The organism is Streptomyces piniterrae, from assembly GCF_005048155.1.
GTDB classification, from domain to species: domain Bacteria; phylum Actinomycetota; class Actinomycetes; order Streptomycetales; family Streptomycetaceae; genus Streptomyces; species Streptomyces piniterrae.
The window spans coordinates 888,451-906,030 of the sequence record NZ_SUMB01000002.1; the positions used below are offsets into that span (position 1 = coordinate 888,451).

13 protein-coding genes and 1 pseudogene are annotated in these 17,580 nt (G+C 68.7%); 7 read left to right on the forward strand and 7 right to left on the reverse strand.

Features of this window, described 5'->3' with window-relative positions; all coding sequences use genetic code 11:
• The first annotated feature begins 115 nt into the window (after nt 1–115).
• From FCH28_RS08280 to FCH28_RS08290, 3 genes are all read left to right on the forward strand, one after another.
• Entirely contained in the window at nt 116–1,204 is a 1,089-nt protein-coding gene (locus FCH28_RS08280) for a helix-turn-helix domain-containing protein (RefSeq protein ID WP_136739024.1), read from the forward strand.
• A gap of 68 nt (nt 1,205–1,272) precedes the next feature.
• A complete protein-coding gene (locus FCH28_RS08285) occupies nt 1,273–1,827 on the forward strand; it encodes a hypothetical protein (RefSeq protein WP_136739025.1) in 555 nt (184 codons plus the stop codon).
• 107 nt (nt 1,828–1,934) lie between these two features.
• Nucleotides 1,935–3,779, forward strand: coding sequence for a glycoside hydrolase family 15 protein (locus FCH28_RS08290; RefSeq protein WP_136739026.1), 1,845 nt, complete (start codon nt 1,935–1,937; stop codon nt 3,777–3,779).
• Between the two features lie 51 nt (nt 3,780–3,830).
• On the opposite strand, the gene FCH28_RS08295 is transcribed toward FCH28_RS08290, so the two are convergent.
• Nucleotides 3,831–5,279: a pyridoxal phosphate-dependent aminotransferase gene (locus tag FCH28_RS08295; protein WP_136739027.1), complete on the reverse strand. Its 1,449-nt coding sequence runs from the start codon at nt 5,277–5,279 to the stop codon at nt 3,831–3,833.
• A gap of 708 nt (nt 5,280–5,987) precedes the next feature.
• On the opposite strand from FCH28_RS08295, the gene gntA reads away from it, so the two are divergent.
• Complete coding sequence (gene gntA / locus FCH28_RS08300; RefSeq protein WP_136739028.1) at nt 5,988–6,689, forward strand: guanitoxin biosynthesis heme-dependent pre-guanitoxin N-hydroxylase GntA; 702 nt, start codon at nt 5,988–5,990, stop codon at nt 6,687–6,689.
• Between the two features lie 52 nt (nt 6,690–6,741).
• Nucleotides 6,742–7,431, forward strand: a pseudogene (locus FCH28_RS08305) (protein-L-isoaspartate(D-aspartate) O-methyltransferase); the annotation flags it as partial.
• A 156-nt stretch (nt 7,432–7,587) separates the two neighbouring features.
• Here the strand turns inward: FCH28_RS08305 and FCH28_RS08310 are convergent.
• The 3 genes from FCH28_RS08310 to FCH28_RS08320 all read right to left on the reverse strand — a co-directional run bounded on the left by FCH28_RS08310 (nt 7,588) and on the right by FCH28_RS08320 (nt 11,236).
• Nucleotides 7,588–8,361, reverse strand: coding sequence for an alpha/beta fold hydrolase (locus tag FCH28_RS08310; protein WP_136739186.1), 774 nt, complete (start codon nt 8,359–8,361; stop codon nt 7,588–7,590).
• A gap of 110 nt (nt 8,362–8,471) precedes the next feature.
• Nucleotides 8,472–10,295 (reverse strand): TIGR03767 family metallophosphoesterase, encoded by a 1,824-nt coding sequence (locus tag FCH28_RS08315; RefSeq protein WP_136739029.1) that lies wholly within the window; start codon nt 10,293–10,295, stop codon nt 8,472–8,474.
• 224 nt (nt 10,296–10,519) lie between these two features.
• The gene (locus tag FCH28_RS08320) at nt 10,520–11,236 is read right to left on the reverse strand and encodes a TetR/AcrR family transcriptional regulator C-terminal domain-containing protein (protein WP_136739030.1); all 717 of its coding nucleotides are present in this window, start codon (nt 11,234–11,236) and stop codon (nt 10,520–10,522) included.
• A gap of 129 nt (nt 11,237–11,365) precedes the next feature.
• On the opposite strand from FCH28_RS08320, the gene FCH28_RS08325 reads away from it, so the two are divergent.
• A complete protein-coding gene (locus FCH28_RS08325) occupies nt 11,366–13,039 on the forward strand; it encodes a CocE/NonD family hydrolase (protein ID WP_425471899.1) in 1,674 nt (557 codons plus the stop codon).
• A gap of 630 nt (nt 13,040–13,669) precedes the next feature.
• On the opposite strand, the gene FCH28_RS08330 is transcribed toward FCH28_RS08325, so the two are convergent.
• The 3 genes from FCH28_RS08330 to FCH28_RS08340 form a co-directional block, all read right to left on the reverse strand.
• Nucleotides 13,670–14,263, reverse strand: coding sequence for a hypothetical protein (locus FCH28_RS08330; protein ID WP_136739031.1), 594 nt, complete (start codon nt 14,261–14,263; stop codon nt 13,670–13,672).
• A gap of 528 nt (nt 14,264–14,791) precedes the next feature.
• Complete coding sequence (locus FCH28_RS08335; protein ID WP_136739032.1) at nt 14,792–15,328, reverse strand: hypothetical protein; 537 nt, start codon at nt 15,326–15,328, stop codon at nt 14,792–14,794.
• 128 nt (nt 15,329–15,456) lie between these two features.
• Nucleotides 15,457–16,611 carry a PP2C family protein-serine/threonine phosphatase gene (locus tag FCH28_RS08340; RefSeq protein ID WP_136739033.1) on the reverse strand — a complete coding sequence of 385 codons (1,155 nt, stop codon included), beginning with the start codon at nt 16,609–16,611 and terminating at the stop codon, nt 15,457–15,459.
• 154 nt (nt 16,612–16,765) lie between these two features.
• Between FCH28_RS08340 and FCH28_RS08345 the strand changes: the two genes are divergently transcribed.
• Nucleotides 16,766–17,497: a DUF7873 family protein gene (locus tag FCH28_RS08345; RefSeq protein ID WP_136739034.1), complete on the forward strand. Its 732-nt coding sequence runs from the start codon at nt 16,766–16,768 to the stop codon at nt 17,495–17,497.
• Nucleotides 17,498–17,580 lie beyond the last annotated feature (83 nt).

The window sequence follows — 17,580 nt, forward strand, 5'->3', positions numbered from 1 at the left end:
GCGGTTTCGTTTCACCGGACACCCCACAGCGCCCGCCCTCGCGTGACGAAAGCCACCGACCGTGTGACACCACGCCAGGGCGTCACGCAACCCCGTACGCAAACACGGAACTTCGATGACGAAGAGCAACGCGCACATCATCTGCGGCTACTGCCGCCGTACTTTCCAACGTCCCAAGCCCACCGGCCGCACCCCCCGCTACTGCAGCGCCAGATGCCGCAGCGCCTCCTACCGTGACCGCACCGCCACCCCGGCCGAGCCCCGCCGCTACGACGACGATGTCGTACGCATCAGCCGAGCCCTGCTGACGAAGGCTCAGGTCCTGGACCACATCGCGCGCAACCGCGTGCAAGCCCTCCCACTCGAAGCCGTCGAGCAGTGTGTGGCCCTGCAACGCGACCTGGGCGACGTCACCGCCGTCATCATCCGCCAGGCACTGTCCTACGGGGCGCCCTGGCCCCAGATCGCGAACGCCATGAACAGCTCGGCGAGCACCCTCAAGGGCAGCTACTCCGCGGAGAAGGTCGACAAGATCCTGGCCAGGCGCGCGGACCGGGGCCCCGCCCGGCTGCGGCGACCGGCCGGTCTCCAGAACGGCAAGCCCGCGAGCACCGTGTCGCGGGCCAGCTGCTGGCTGCCCGGCCAGCCCGGCTACGCCCTCTCCCGCGCCCTGTCGCACCTGGGCCGCGCCGGCGGGCAGCCGACCGTACGTGATCTGGCGGCCAGCACGGGCGTCTCCACCTCGTACATCTACCGGATCATGTCGGGGGAGCGGACGCCCACCTGGGAGGTCGCCGCGGGCTTCGCCCGAGCCTGCGAAGCCGACCCCGACGACCTGAGCTTCCTGTGGAACACCGCCCACGAACTCCCCTCGGACCCGCCGCCCGGCCAGACCTACCCGGAGGCCGTCCATGCGCTCCAGGCCGCGCTGCGCGGACTCCGCCTGGCCGCCGCCTGCCCCGAGATACCCACTCTCCTGCGGCAGGCGCCGGCGCCGCTGACCGCCGGCGCGGCCACCGCCCTGCTGTCCTCCCAGACCCCGGCCGCCGGCTTCCTGCGATGGCCGGTGGTCGGCGCGCTCGCAACGGCTCTGCAGGGCGATCCGGACGCGATCCGGCCGCTCTGGGAACGCGTCGACGCACTCGCCCCCACCGCTGACGACGCCGACCGCGGCCGCTCGTGGCCGGCGGAGGCATTCGGCTGACCCCCATGGACCGCGCCGCACGGATATCCGACCACCCGCGCCCCACACCGATTTCCCCCGGGGGAAACATGCCGTCCGCACCCTCCGCCGCTGGCACCACGACGCACACCACCCCCGTGCGGCCGAAGCTCGGCGAGGCAGCGATCACCGTGGTCCTGCCCGCCGACTTCACCGCTTTCTGCCAACTCCACCACGACGTCTACCAGCACTACGCCCACCACCTGGTCGCCGATCGCGACGCGGCGGCCCGTGCCGTCCAGCACGCCCTCGGCGACCTCGCCGCGTCCTGGACGCAGGCCCTCGCCGGCCACCACACCAGCGCCATCGCCTGGACGGCGCTGACCAGACGCGTCCACGACGCCGCCCGCACCCCCTCCAGCACACCCGCCCAGGCCCTCTACGACCTGGTGCCCGCACCGGAAGCCGACGCCGCCGTTCTCCACCGCGTCATCGGCCTCAGCATCACGAGCACGGCCGACACACTCGGCACCGAAGCCACCGCCGTCACCTGGCTGCTGAACACCTTCGGCCGACGCCTGGGCGCCGACGCCGCCGGGACCTTACGCGCCTGCTGGACGGCAGCCGGAGGGGCCGTCGGGCCACCCTGCTCATCCGGGCGCTGACCTGCGGGTTCGCTCATGTGCGCGGAGCGCCGCCGCCCAGGTTCGGTCCGCCGGCGACTGGCTAGCCTGAGGAGAGAGGCATACGTCATCGGCACCAGGAGGCCGACGTGACCGCTGAGGCCGGCACCAGCCGCTACCTGCCCGTCGCCGAACACGGACTGATCGGCGATCTGCGCAGCGCCGCACTGGTCGGCACCAACGGCACCATCGACTGGTACTGCTGCCCGCGCTTCGACGCCCCCAGCATCTTCGCCTCGATCCTCGACGCCGACCGTGGCGGGTCCTTCGAACTCGCCGCGGATGTCCCGGCACGCACCAAGCAGTTCTACTTCCCCGACACCAATGTGCTGATCACCCGCTTCTTCGCGGACGACGGAGTCGGCGAGATCCAGGACTTCATGCCGGTCGTCGACGACTCCCGGGAGGCCGACCGGCACCGGCTGATCCGCCGGGTGGTGTGCGTACGCGGATCGCTGCCGTTCCGGGCCCGCATGGCGCCGCGCTTCGCATACGGGACGCAGCCGCACAGCGTCCACGTCCAGGACGGTCAGGCGGTCTTCGAGACGCCCTCCCTCACCCTCGCGCTGACGGCCACCGTGCCGATCGAGGTCAGCGGCCCGGACGTCTGGTCGCTGTTCAAACTGCACGAAGGCGAAGCCGCCGTCCTCGCCCTCGACCGGGTGGGCGGCGACGTGGCACCCCGCTTCTGCGCGCTCTCCGAAGCGGAGCACGAGTTCAACGCCACCGTGACCTACTGGCGGCGGTGGCTGTCCCGCTCCCGCTACCGGGGCCGCTGGCGGGAGATGGTGCACCGCTCCGCCCTCACCCTGAAGCTGCTCACCTACGCCCCGACCGGCGCCATCATCGCCGCGCCGACCACCAGCCTGCCCGAACAGATCGGCGGCGAGCGCAACTGGGACTACCGCTACGTCTGGATCAGGGACGCCGCGTTCTGTGTGTACGCGCTGCTCAGACTCGGTTTCACCGAGGAGGCCGAAGCGTTCATGGGCTTCCTCTCCGAGCATGTCCACCTCTCCGAGCAGGCCCACCCCGCAGCGGCAGGCACGCCCCGCCCCACCGGCCCGCTGCAGATCATGTACGGCATCGACGGGCGGCGGGAACTGGCCGAGCGCGAACTGTCCCATCTGGAGGGCTACCGCGGCTCGGCCCCCGTACGCGTCGGCAACAGCGCCGTCGACCAGCTGCAACTGGACATCTACGGGGCACTCATCGACTCCCTCTATCTCTACGACAAGTGGGGGCAGCCCATCTCCAGCGCCCACTGGGACAGCATCGGCGAGCTGGTCGACTGGGTGTGTGACCACTGGGACCAGCCCGACGAGGGGATCTGGGAGACCCGCGGCGGACGCAAGAACTTCCTCTACTCGCGGCTGATGTGCTGGGTCGCCATCGAACGTGCCATGCGGCTGGCCGGCCACCGCGGGCTGCCCGCCGACATGCCGCGCTGGGGACAGGCCCGGGACACGATCTACCGCCGGATCATGAGCCATGGCTGGTCCGACCAGCGGGACGCCTTCGTCCAGCATGAGGACGGCCATGTCCTCGACGCGTCCGTCCTGATGATGCCGCTGGCCAAGTTCATCTCCCCGACCGACCCGAAGTGGCTCGCCACACTGGACGCGTTGGGCGATGACCTGGTGTCCGACTCGCTGGTCTACCGCTACGACCCGCAGGCCAGCCCCGACGGGCTACGAGGCGAGGAGGGCACCTTCTCGATCTGCTCGTTCTGGTACGTCGAGGCGCTGACCCGCGCCGGCCGCCTGGACGAGGCCAGGCTCGCGTTCGAGAAGATGCTCACCTACGCCAACCACCTCGGCCTCTACGCCGAGGAGATCGGCCACACCGGGGAGCAGCGCGGCAACTTCCCCCAGGCGTTCACCCACCTCGCCATGATCAGCGCGGCCTTCAACCTCGACCGGACGCTGGGATGAGCGGGTGGCAACGGACTCCGCTGCCACCCCTGACCGCTGCGCCGACCGCCGTTACCGCTGCCCGCGAGAGGCCAGCGCCTGGCCGATGCGATCGATCGCCTCGCGGACCGTCTCCTTGTCGAAGGCCGTGTAGCACAGCCGGAAATAGCCCGGTTCGACGTTGGACATGGCCTGGCCCGGGAGCAGTTGTACGTGCGCGTTCTCCGCGATGTACTTCCGCAGGTCCTCCTCCGCGCTGTTGATCTCGGAGAAAAGGACCGGCAGGCGGAGATCACCGGGCTTGGCCGGCTCCCCGTTTCCGTTCTGCGGGAAGTGCGGCCCCCGTTCCCACGGAATCTCCGGCACCTCGTGCTTCAGGTACTGCCGCAGATCGAGCCAGAAGAACTGGGCCGGGTTCTGCCCTTTATGGAAGACGTACTTGATCTTGTTGCGGTCAAAGGCCGCCCTGGCCGACTGGAATGCGTCGGTGAGGGTTTCCCGGTACTCCGCCATCAGTTCGAGGGCGAAGCTCCCGCCGTCCTTTCGCGTCTCCAGCAGCTTGCCGAGGACGTAATGCTTGAGCGAATCGAACGGGCTGAACCAGGAATACGGTTCGCCGCTCTTCTCCGTCAGCACGTCCTGGACCACGGACGAACGGGAGATGACGACACCCGCCTTGAAGCCCGAGAGCCCGAAGTCCTTGGCGAACCCCCAGGTGACATGGACCCGCTCGCGCGCCGCCGGGTCGTTCCGGTAGGCATCCAGCGACAGCGCGCTGACGAAGGGCAGCTCCGAAGTCCGGATCTGGGAATGCGCATACATCTCGTCGGAGATGATGTGCATCTGCGTTTCCTTGAGGGCCCAGTCGTAGATCTTCTCCAGCAGATCCTTGGGATAGTTGACACCCAGTGGATTGTTGGGGTTGGTGAGAACGAGCAGCTTGGGCGGTTCCTTTTCCGCGTGGTACGCCCGTTGCAGGTCCTCCAGCGTGAGCTCGAAGTTCTCCGAGCCCTTCGAGGTCAGCGGGGCGGCGACGCAGACCAGGCCGGGCCGTTGCTCGAAGCACCACTTGAAGCCCGGCCAGAACGGAGCCGGAAGCAGCACCCGGTCGCCGGTCTCGAGGACTTCGCCGTGCTTGAGCGCGAACGCCAGACATTCGAGGGCTGCCGAGACCCCCGACGTGCCGAAGACATCCTCTTTGCGGAGATCCGAGTCGAACAGCGGTCGGAGCAACTCCGCGATATCCGTGCGCAGTTGCTGGGTCCCGTAGATGGGCACGGGATACCTGATGTCATGTTCGCCGATGCCGGGGAGCTCGTCGAAGACATTCTCCTTCAGCCGCGGATAGAGCAGCACGTTCTCCGCCGTACCGAGATTGAGCAGATCGGGGAACAGCTGCTGGTGGACGGCCAGTCGGCGCTCCGGGTCGGCGATCCGGGCGAGAATCGCGGTCACCCGGTCCGGGGTGAGACCGGTGATGCCCTGTTGCGTCAGGCCGTCCGGTTGTTCGTGAGGAGCCATCGTTTTCCTCCTGTTGAGCCGGTGCGGTGGGAGGTTCGCGGTGAGAGTGAGGAGCGGGGGGCGGTGGGTCTTCCTGGGCCTTGTCGGGCCTCATGACCCCGGGCGTCGTAAAAGCCATCCTTCGCAATTCCCGAGCACCCCGGCAGAGCGCGGTTCAGCCACCCGCCCGCCCGATGCCTTTACAGGCCAATGTGTCCGTGGGCGGTAGACACCGAATTTTCGGAAACTCACTGGACATGAGCGACTTCCCGCCAGAATTCCAAACATATGTCCGACGTGATAATGGCTCGAACGTCGCGTTAGGGCTCCGGTGCGGAAATTCCGGTGCCGCTGCCGAAAGGGCCGAGAGCCGAGGCGCGGTCCCGGTAGCCGTCCCCGGCGGCGCACGGCCGACGCTTCCTGTATTCGTCTGATCACCCTGGGCGACTTCGTTGCTGTTGTCGCTGGCGAAAAGTCGCGGTCGTCCCAGGTGTGAGCGATTCGTCAGCGGAAGATCTCGCTACGGAATTTCGTTGATCGGCGTTGGCCAGTCACAATCACCCAGTGACCTTCCCCGTCCTCTAACGGACTCGGTCCTGCCCGCGCGCGGTGACGCCTGCCGCAGCTGCCCGTGGGCCCGGGTGCCGTGGATACGGGGTGGGCGCTTTCGGATGCGTGAAGGAGATGATCTCCCTTCGAGGAGGCATGTTGGTGGAAGGAAGGCTGGCCATGACGGCGGATGCGCGTGGTGAGGTCGAGGAGTTCATCCTGGGGGAGCGGTTCTCCTGTCTGGCGGGTCGCTCCGCCTGGCGCCAGGGCGGTATTACACACCGGCACTACGACCTTCTGGGGAGCGAGGAGTCCGCCCGCCTGATGGCACTCGATCTCGCGGAGTTCGTGGGATCGGCGGACTGGAGCGCCCGGTCGTTCACCAGCTTCATCGCGACCTTCGAGCAACCTCGCGGGGTGGATGAGCTGCGGTTCGAGGAGCTTCTCTGGCAGCAGCTGCAACTGCTGCACGAACAGGACGCGGAGTCCCATCGCTGGGCCGAGGGCTATTCGTCGGACCCGCAGTCCAGCAGGTTCGCCTTCAGCGTCGCCGGCCATCCCTTCTTCGTGATCGGCCTGCACGAAACCCACCGCCGGTGGGGCCGTCGGCCTCCTTTCCCGATGCTGGCCTTCAATTCCCACGAGCAGTTCGACCGGATCAAGCTCGCCGGTATGTGGGACCGCCTGGCGGAGAAGATACGCAAGCAGGACATCAAGCTGCAGGGCGATATCAACCCCAATTTGCACGAGTACGAGGAACTCTCCGAGGCTCGCCGCTACTCCGGCCGCCCCAAGCCCGCCGATTGGCAGTGTCCCTTCGCCGCCCGGGAAACGGAGCACGAGCTCGGGCCGGAGCGGGAACTGACCGTCTCGGGGGCGTGAAGCACGCCGCCGGCTCCGCCTCCCCAGGGCACCGGGTGCCCCGGGGAGGCGGATGCGGGGGCTGGTCGCACGCCTCCGCGAGCGGTTTTCTGGAGGTGTGACTCCGGGCGGACGAGAGACGGCGGGCGCGACCGGAGGCCGTCCGAGCGAGGATCTCGTACGGGCCGTCCGAGCCGCCGGCATCGTTGACGAGCGCCTGCTGGAGGCCGTACGTACGACACCACGAGCGGAATTCGTCCCCGCCGAGCATGTCTCGTACGCCTATCACGACGCGCCGCTGCCGATCGGGCACGGTCAGGTGACCACCCAGCCGTCCCTCTCGGCCATCATGATCGACGGTCTCGGGCTGCTCGGCGTCGAGCACGTCCTCGAAGTCGGCACCGGTTTCGGCTTTCAGACGGCTCTGCTGTCTCGTCTGGCCGACGACGTCGTCAGCGTGGAGCTGTGGCCGGACATCAGCCGGCAGGCGCGGCGCAATCTGGACCGCCGGAGAATCAAGAACGTGGAACTGCGCGTCGGCGACGGCAGCGCCGGCGTGCCGGACCGCGCCCCGTACGACGCGATCCTCGTCTCCGCCGCCTTCCCGGACGTTCCTGCGCCGCTGGTCGAGCAGCTGCGGGTCGGCGGCCGCCTGGTGCAGCCCCTCGGCCCTGGCGGTCGGGAGGAAGTCGTGTCCTTCCGGCGGACCGCTGCCGGACTGGAGCGTCGGCGAACCCTGACGCTCGCCTGTTTCGTCCCCCTGCACGGCCGCTACGGCTTTCCCCCTGATTCCCGGAACGGGTTATTCGGCGCCGCCCCGGAAATTCCGGTAGCCGATTCCGTCAACCGAGGCACCGGAATTTCTTTTCGCAAGCGCAAGGGGAAATTCACTGTCCCATCGCGCGGGCGCCTCGGAACGTCAGCGAGCGTCCGTCCTCAGGAACTGGCCGATAGTGATGGCGAGGGCCTGGGGCGATTCCTGGGGAGCGTAGTGCCCGGTGTCCGGGAGTTCCTTGAGCTGGGCATGCGGATACCACTTGAGCCATGTGCCGTGCATGGCCTCGGTTCCCAGTGCGGGGTCGTTCACCCCGACGACGAGAAGGACCGGGATCGGGTTGTCCGCCACACGGGTGTGGAAGTCGGTGCGCGACCAGGAGTCCAGATAAGCACGGAAGGCCGTCGGCGAGGAACGTCCCACGGAGCGGCTGACCATGGCGTCGAGCCAGGGGGCGCTGCGCCGTCCGCCGGTGGTGTTGTCGATGATGGCCCTGCGGTTGCCGGGGCTCTCCGCGGCGCCGGCGAAGAGTTCCCAGGTTTCGCCTTCGAGGGGAAAGCCGGAGGCGGGGACGGGGGAGACCCCGAGGAGGGTGCGGATACGAGAGGGGGCCTCCAGCAGCATGAGCTGGGCCGCCTTCGCGCCCATGGAGTGACCGAGGACGGAGAACGTGTCCCAGCCCAGGTGGTCGGCGACGGCGAGGGCGTCCGCGGCGACCTCCTCCATCGTGTACGCGCCGTCGGTCTGCTTGGCCTCGCCGTATCCGCGGCAGTCGACAAAGGCGTAGCTGTACGCGTCCCCGTCCAGGTGTTCTCGCAACGGGTCGAAGCTGGTTCGGTCGCCGAACCAGTTGTGGAGCAGGAGGATGCGTTCCGCGCCACGGCCCTGCACCTCGTGTGGAAGAACCTGTCCGGCCACCATGCTCCCTCGTCGCGGGGCGGTCACCCGCGTACGGATGCTGGCGGTGACCTGCGGCCGAGTCTTGCGGGCGGCGGTGGGACCGGTCAATGTGCCACGCTGAGGCGGGCTCACGCGCGACGTATGAGGAGTTCGGTGTTGCGGTCCGCGGGGGTACCCGCCATGGCTTCGTGGACGTCGCCGGTCGCACCCGTGATGCTGCCGGCGAGGCCGGGCGCGTTGTAGGACAGCTCCCGGTAGAGGGAGCCGAGTCCGACGGCGGAGAGGTCGTCGAAGTCGGTGCGGTGCGGGGCGGCGGATTCGATGAGGGTGGTGAAGAGGGACAGCGTCCCGTCGTGGTTGTCGGCGAGTTCGACGAGGCGTGCGTGTTGGGGGTAGTCGATGTGCGAGGCGGTGTTGATTTCCCAGAAGGAGCGCTGGGGCGTGGCGTGCGGGTGCGGGGTGATGCGGTTGACGTGGCTGTGACCGTTGATCCATGCCGCCACGTTGGGGAACCGGCTGAGCAGGGCGATGACCTCTTCGCCGTCGTGCCGTCGCTCTTCGGTGCGCGCGGCGTCACGGCGCCTGGTCATGCTGGGGCTGTGGTGGTGACTGAAGATGAGGATGTGTGCGTCGTCGGCGCCGATGTTGCGTACCGGCCGACCGTCCGCGTCGTAGTAGCGGGAACTGTGGGCGGCCAGTGTCCGCTCCAGCCAGTCCAGTTGCCCGCTGCCCAACGACCCTTCGTAGTGACCGCTTCGGTAGGTGGTGTCGATGCTGATGCCGATGACGCCTTCGGCGACGGCGAAGGAGTAGTACGTCTGGTCGCTGTCGAGGTGGTTCTCGGAGTATCCGTGCCCTGCAGGGCCCGCCCCGGCGTGGGCGGGGTCCAGGTGCGCGCTCAGGTACTCGTGCGGGGTGAACATGCGGCGCCGCTCGTCGGCGGTCACGGTCCGTGCCCTGGTGGCGTTGCGCTGCAGGATGTCCTTGAGCACGGTGCCTTTGGGGTCGTCGCCGGTCCGCAGTACGCGGGCGTAGGCGGCCACGTCGGTGTCCGGCACGGAGAAGAGTTTGCGGCCACCGGTGATGTAGTCCCGCAGCATGGGGTCCTGCGGTGACAGGCATCCGCCCGGCAGGTCGTCGTGGTTGCCGGGGGTCGAGTACCACGGGATGCGCAGGCCCGGACTGGTCAGTGGGCGCATGGCGGCATGGAGGTAGCCGGGTATGTGCGGCAGGCCGCGTTGCTTGTCCTGGTCGCGCAGCGCGGCCTCCGGGTGCCAGTACAGCGGGAGGCCGCAGTTGTGGACCCCTTCGTACGACGCGGCGTCTCCGGTGTTCGGGGTGATCCGGCCGCCGCTCATGAGGGTGAGGAACCACTCCAGCTCCACGGACGAATGGTTGTCGATGTTGTCGCCGGTGGACATGACGAAGGCGGGCGGCCGGCCGGTGTGGGGCCCGGCATCGAGCGCGTTGACCTGCTCCACGAGTGAGACGGCGCCGGGCACCGACAGCGCTTCCTGTGTCCGCCACGATCCCGGTGATCCGGCGCGCAGGAATTCGGTGCGCAAGGGGCTTTGGACGTCGGCTATGTGCAGGTCGGTGAACTGCACGAAGCAGGCGAGCGGAGTGCGCCGGTCGCGGCGCCCGGGGCTGGTCGCGGCGAGTTCGGAGCGGACGACCAGGGGCCAGCCGGGGCCGGAGACGATGCGCCGGTAGCCGCTGCCGCCGGTGAGGCGCGCGGCGGTGTCCAGGGTGGTGAGCCCGTACGGTGCGGCCCGCCGTACGCGGGGGCGTACGAGCGGGGGACGGGGGTCGGCCGGCCGGTGCCCGGCGGCCGGAGACGTGCTGCCGGAGCGCTGGCCCGGCAGTGCCCATGCGGTGCCGCTCGCGGCGAGGGCGGCACCGGAGGTGAGAAGGAAGCGGCGGCGGTTGGTGGTGGTTTCAGTTCCGGCCATGAGGCCCTCCGTGCTGTGGCCGGTGTGTGCGGCCACAGCGTGATCACCAAGCGGAATATCTCACTCCGAGAGGTTGCGGGGTGAGCCTGGCCGCAAGTTGAACGGTGCCGGAACGTGGAACGCCGATCGTGGGTCGGGTGCGGTCGGCGACCCGGGTGGCGGGTCGGCAGGCCGTGCCGGTGAAGCGAGGTGCCCGGCCGGAGCGGTGGGGCGCCTGGCCCCGATCAGTCGGTGTCCAGGCCGTCGATCAGGCGGTCGAGGAACCGGGTGAACGTGGAGTCCGGGTCCAGCGGGCGCCCGGGTGCGGCGAGGGCCTCGGCGAGTTCCGGGTGCCGGCCGTCGGCGGCGACGGCGGCGAGATAGCGGGCCTCGGCCGCGGTCCGCTCGGGCGACTGCGCGGCCGCGGCCTGTGCGATCTCGTGGGCGACCTGCGCGGCGACGAATCCGGTGAGCTGGGCGAACACTTCCAGCTTCGCCGCGCCGTCCAGCCGGGTGGGCCGCAGGACGGCCAGGGCGCGTTCCAGGAAGGCCAGCGTGTGCGGGCCGAGTGTCCGGCGGGCGGACAGCGCGGTGGGGAGCCAGGGGTGACGGAGCATGAGGGCGCGCTGGAGGTGGCCGATCGCCTTCAGGTCGGTGCGCCAGTCGCCGGTGAGCGGGTCTGCCGTCGGGAGCTCTCCACTGACGTGGTCGACCATCAGTTCCAGGAGTGTCTCCTTGTCGGGGGCGTAACTGTAGAGCGACATGACGCCGGCCCCGACCTCGGAGGCGACGCGCCGCATGGTGACCGCCTCCAGCCCCTCCGCGTCCGCCAGCGCGACGGCCGCGGCCGTGATCGCTTTGCGGCTGAAGGCGGGCTTGCGCCCTCTGCTGGGCTGACGGGGGCTCAGCCAGAGCTGCTGGGGGTCGACGCCTGTGGCGCGTGCCCCTTCACCACGGGTCACGATCTTCTCGTTCCTCTCCTGGCCACTGGCAGTCGGTCACTGGCAGTCGGTCAACGGCGGCTGGGAGTTGCGTAGTCCATCCAAGCATCAGCTATTCTCGTACAAGGTACGAGAATAGCGAGGGGAACCATGACAGCTCACCCGCACCACGTCATACCGAAGCCCAACTGGACCGCGCCGCCCGGCAAACCGCCGTTGTCCGCACGCATGATGAGGGCGACCTGGCGCGGCCTGCCGGCCAAACGGCACCGAGCCGGCTGGGAACCGGGGCTCGTGGTACCGGCCGCCGACGGCACCCCCTTGCTCACGGACCACTACTTCCCCCGCGCGGAGGGCGACTTCCCCACCCTGCTCGTGCGCTCGCCCTACGGCAGGGGCCTGCCCTGGTCACCCATGTACGGCATCCTCTTCGCCGAACAGGGCTTCCACGTGATCCTGCAGAGCTGCCGCGGCACCGGCGGCTCGGGCGGCCGGCTGGAACCATGGCGCAACGAGCCCGCAGACGGCCGGGCCACGGTGTCCTGGCTGCGACAACAGCCCTGGTTCAATGGAACCCTGGGCACCGTCGGCCCCAGCTACCTCGGCTATGTGCAGTGGGCACTCGCCCTGGACCCGCCACCGGAACTCAAGGCGATGGCGGTACAGGTCGGCCTGCACGATCCCCATGCCTTCTTCTACGCGGGCGGTGCGTTCCACCTGGAGAACGCCCTCGCCGTCGGCGCCGGCATGACGTACCAGCACCAGGGGACAGCACCCCTCGTGAAGGCGATGCTGCGTCTGCGGCGCCACCTGCGCGACATCACCACCGCACAACCGCTGCGCGGGGCGTACGAGTCCGCCCTCGGAGAAGTGCCCTGGCTGGACGAGGTCATGACGCACCCGGACGCCGACGACCCGTACTGGCACGGCATCTCCCTGGGCGAGGCAGCGGAACGGCTGACCGTGCCCACCAGCCTGATCGGCGGCTGGCACGACGCGCTGGCCCACCAGACCTTCGAGCAGTACGGCCGACTGCGGAGAGCCGGCTGCGAGACCGCGCTGCTCGTCGGCCCCTGGACACACACCTCCGCGTTCCAGCAGGGCTGGCCCGAGGTGTTCGCCGAAACCCTCGGCTGGCTGCGCGCACACCTCTGCGACGACCCGTCCGGCGTACGCCCCACCCCCGTACGCGTGCACGTCGGCGGCGAAGAGGCATGGCGCGACCTCGACGACTGGCCGCCGACCCCGGCCACGACCTCCTGGTTCCCCACCCCGGACGGGCACCTCACCCGGCAGCCCCCCGCCGACTCCACACCGCTGACATCCTTCCGCTACGACCCCGCCGACCCCACCCCTTCGGTCGGCGGTCCACTGCTCTCCCGCACCGCCGGCTCCCGCGACAACAGCGCCCTGGAGGCCCGAGAGGACGTCCTGACCTTCACCGGACCGCCGCTGACCGAGCCCGTCGACGTCCTCGGCCCGGTCTCCGTGCGACTGCGGATCTCCACGGACACCGGACACGCCGACGCCTTCGCCCGCCTCTGCGACGTGGACACACAAGGCCGCTCCATAAGCGTCTGCGACGGGCTGGTCGGGCTGCGGACGGCCGGCTCGACCCCCTCGGAGGTCACCGTTCCGATGAGCCCCACCGCCCACCGCTTCGCCGCCGGGCACCGTATTCGCCTTCAGATCAGCGGCGGCGCCCATCCCCGCTACGCCCGGAATCCCGGCACCGGGGAGACATCGACCGAGGCCACCGGCCTCATGCCGGTACACATCACCCTGCACACGGGATCGGCATTGACTCTTCCCCAGGTGAGGTGAGGTGAGGTGATGTGAGGTGATGTGGCGGCGATCAGGTCATGTTGCGTGCAGGGTTGCTGAGTTCGGAGTGGAGGGCCGTACTGGAAACTGGCGGTGCGCAGGATCTGGCCGTCCTCTTCCGGCATCGCATCCACCAGGGTCGTCCTGGACGTCTGCCCCGGCCAGGACTGATCATGCGGCGCAGCCCGACCGCCAACCCTCTTCGTCCGACAGAAGTCATCACATATCAGCGGCTTCCGACGGCAGTTGAACTCCCCGGCTCTCGGCCTCTCGCGCTGCGCGGCCCACCCCGACGGACTGATGTCGGTGCCTTTGACCTGGTGGCCGCGCAGAGCGAGAGCGATCGCCTGGGTGCCGATCCCGCGGGAGCAGTCCATGACCGACGCGGCACTCATACCGAGGCGTGAGCCGGTCGCCGCGTTCAGGGCTTCACCCTGCCGGGACATCCTGCGTACCCATCGACATGGATGAGGTGACAGTCAGCCGTGAGCCGACCGTGGAAACGTGCCACCGAAGCCTCAGGCAGGAGGCTCGGGTTGGCGGCACCACCCTCATCGTTGAACATTTCGGTGACTCCGGCCGCCGACCGACAACGGCCGCATCAGCGGACAGGAGCGAGCAGCCCTGGTGTCAGGCCAGGGCGGGCGCGGCCTCCCCATCGTCATTCGTGGCCCCGGCTTCCGGTGCTTCGGAGCTCGCCGTAGGAGCGGCGGCGGGAAGGGAGTAGAAGACGGTCCTGCCCTGCTTGCTGCGGTGTGCCAGGCCCTTGGCGACGAGCGAGTTCTCCAGGGTGTTGCGTACCGCGGTCTCCGGTGCGGTGTGGTCCGGGTGCTCCTGCGCCAGCAGCTTCGTCATCTCCGCCACCGTGCGCGGCTGCTCGTCGAGCAGCCCGAGAACGCGGTCCGCACGAGTGGAGTTCCCCTGCCGCGCCTTGCCCCGCGCCGAGATGGCCTTCCGAGTCTTCTTCGCACTCCCCGCCGCCTTGGCCGGAGCCTTCTTCGCCGGCTTGGCCTTCGGCGAGGTGGTTCCCGAGCGTCGTGCCGCGGGGATGGTCACCGGCTTCGTCACCGGCTCGGTCACCTCGGTGTCGACCTCCGTGGTCGGCGATGTGACAGCTTCCTCGCCGGGGGCCGTTGCGAGGTGCTGCTGGAGGTCCTCCAGCTTCGTCCTGAGCTTCTGCAGCTCATCGATCTCTTGCGTGATGCTGCTCAGCTTCGCAGTCACTTGTGCAGCGAGTTCCGCGTCGGACATGGCACACCTGCTCTCTATTGCCTGATCGACCTGTGGTTGGCTGGATATTACTCACGTTTCCAGGGAACTAACCCTCCCCGCTTCCCTCACGATCACCGGCACGTGGTATCCGAAGCTCAGTATCGGAGCTGAACAGGCCCTCAAGTACGAGGTGTTCGAGAGTGGCCTGAACATTCGTGTCAGTTATGAAGGGGAGTTGAACGAGCCAGGCGATACCCCTCCGCGCACCGCTACCGGCACGTTTGCTGCGGCTTTCCTACTCGCCCGGCCGGCAGCCCGATGGACGGGCAACGTCGTCCAACACATTCATCACAGCGGCGGTCAACAGGGCAGCTGCACGCGATCAACCGTACTGCCGGGGAAGGCGATGATGTCAACGTCGTGTGCCGGGATGAAGCCGATCAGGGGGTCCCACCCGGCAGCCCCGTTGGCGCACTCGGCCTCGAAGGTCTCATCTCGGCTCGGCCGTCGGCAGCACAATCCCGCGGGAACACCAGTCGTTCAGCTGTAGTCGGCGTTCCGGAACGCCGCTTCGAAGAGCCGGTCGGCCAATTCGCCGAAGGCGGCGCACAACTTCTCGTCGGCGATACCGTCGGCGTAGCCCTGAAACGCCAGTCCGGCGGCCGCCTGGACAGCGGGTGTCGCCAACTCCGGATCGACGGGGGAGGGCTCACCGGGCGGCCAGGGCGCCGGCCAGCGCTTGGGCCAGGGAATCGTCCGATGCGGCGGCGTGGGACACCAGTCGTCGCCGATCTCCTGCACGATCTCGCGAATGTCACGGCCTGACTGGTGCGCCCCGATCGTCGCCTCGGCCACTCCGTGGGTCGTCCGCCGGATGGCGAACCGTAGGAGTTCACGCGGCGGGAGCGGCTGCGGATTGAGGGCGACCTCCGAGCCACCATCGAGGGAACGGATCTGTGCCGCACCAGTGGTGAGGACCGGTCCGTGCGGGTGAAACAGATCCCAGAGCTCGGGGTGGAGACGCGCCAGCATCCGCATGATCCGCGCGGTGTGTGCTGCGCTGGTCGGACTTCCCATGCTCCGCCGCCTCCACTCTCACCAGCTGACGAGGCGTAAGCATATTTCCTGTATACGCTTGAAGTCGCATTTCGGAGGCGGTCGTGTGTCGTGGAGACGTACGGCTACGCCACGCCCGCGCGCCAAAACTATGCCTGTCCCTCCCCGAGCGCAGGCTCTCCCCGGGTGACCGCCAGCAGTGCCATGTCATCGTTGATACGCCCGCCGGTGTGGCGGCTCACCTCGGTGAGAAGAGTGTCGAGCAGTGCGTCCGGGCTGGGAAAGTCACGTCCGGTCAGCCCGGCAGCGGGGTTGTAGAAGTCCCCGGCACGATTGCGGGCCTCGGTGAGGCCATCGGTGTAGAGGAGAAGAGTCGCCCCCGGAGGGAAGGGCACCGTGTCGGTCCGGTCCTGGCCGGCGGCCAGCTCGGCCAGTCCCAGCGGGAGCGCTGGCTCGGATGGTTCCGCACTGCGCACCTGCCCGGCGTGCAGCAGCAGTGGCGCCGGATGGCCGCGGTTGACCAGCCGCAGTTCATCGCCGCGGTGCGGGATCTCGACGAGAACGCCGGTGACGAACCCCTCGGTCCGCTCGACCCCCGCCCGCCGCTCCGTTTCCCGTATCAGTGCCCGCTCGACCCTGGCGGCGATCCCGACGAGCGTGGCTTCCTCCTCGGCGGCCTCCCGGAACACCCCTATGGCGACGTCCACCGCCTTGACCGCCTCCATGCCCTTGCCCCGCACGTCGCCGACCAGGCAGCGTACGCCGTACGGGGTGTCCTGGGCGCTGTACAGATCGCCACCGATCTGCGCGTCTTTCACGGCTGCCTGGTAGCGCACAGCGATCCGCAGGGGCCCGATCGAGGTCGGCGGCCGCGGCAGCACGGCGCGCTGCACGGCGAGGGCGACTCTGCGTGCGGACCGCAGCCGCACGTCGCTGTAGTACATGAGACGGTTGACGACGATGGCGAAGGCCGAGACGGTCGCGACCGCCGCCAGCTCGCTCCGCCCACCGGTACCCCCGATGAAACCGAAGTGGGTGAGCAGCGCGAAGTCGGCGGCGCAGGCACCGAGGCCCGCCAGGACCGTCGCGCGCAGCGACAGCAGTGCGGCGGCCGTCATCGGCGCAGCTGTGTAGAACGCCTCTCCGCTGGTATGCGCAGAGGTGTTGTAGTCGAAGAGGACACCCCCTACGAGCACGATGACGGGCAGCAACTGGAGGTGGCGCAGACACCAGCGTCCGACGGCGGTGCGCCCCACGCTCGGTGCCCTCACGTACCCGCTCCCGCTCTGTCGTCCGTCCACCATGCTCAAGCATCCTCGGGCCGGATTACGGCTGCCAGTCGTGGAGCGGCCGTATGGGTTGGCGGCAGAGGAGCAGGTGGCCCTACGGGTACCCGCCGCGGGCGCCGCCCCGAATAACTATTCGATCGATGACGGTGCTCGCTGTTATCTTTCCGACGTGGCGAAACTCAATCAGATCATTGCCGTGGAGAAGGGCGTCAAGTCCAAGTCTCATCAGGACCTGACGGCCGCTCATCATGGGCTGCAGAAGCCGGCGCTGCTGGCCGGGATTTCTCGTACGTATCAGCCCAAGGACGAGGACGGGGAGCAGCTGCCGCCCGAGGCGACGCGGGTGCAGGTGAAGGCCGAGGACGTGCTCCGGGAGACGGCCCGTACGCTGACCCGGCTGTTTGACGTGACCGCCACCAAGGACTGGGCCAACTGCGCGGCGCGGGCCGATGTGAAGGTGGACGGGCGGACGCTGCTCACGCAGGTGCCGGTGTCGTATCTGCTGTTCCTCGAGAAGCAGCTCACCGATGTGAACACCTTCATACGCAAGCTGCCGGTGCTGGACGCGTCCGAGTCCTGGGTGCAGGATCCCTCGACGGACGCCTGGAAGACCGAGCCGGTCCGGACCGTGCGAACCAAGAAGGTGCCCCGCAACCATGTGAAGGCGGAGGCCACCGACAAGCACCCGGCGCAGGTCGAGGTGTACTACGAGGACATTCCGGTCGGCTACTGGACGACGGTGAAGTTCTCCGGCGCACTGCCCGCGCGACGGGTGAACGAACTGCTGGACAGGGTGGAGAAGCTGCAGCAGGCGGTGAAGTTCGCCCGTGAAGAGGCGAATGCGGTCGAGGTCACCGATGAGCGGGTGGGTGAGGTCGTCTTCGGCTACCTGTTCGGGTAGCGTCTACAACTCCCCGGGCGCCACAGTGCGGCCGGGGTGCGCTAGGAGCGCAAGCTGAAACTGAAGTTTGTCGTGACGAACGC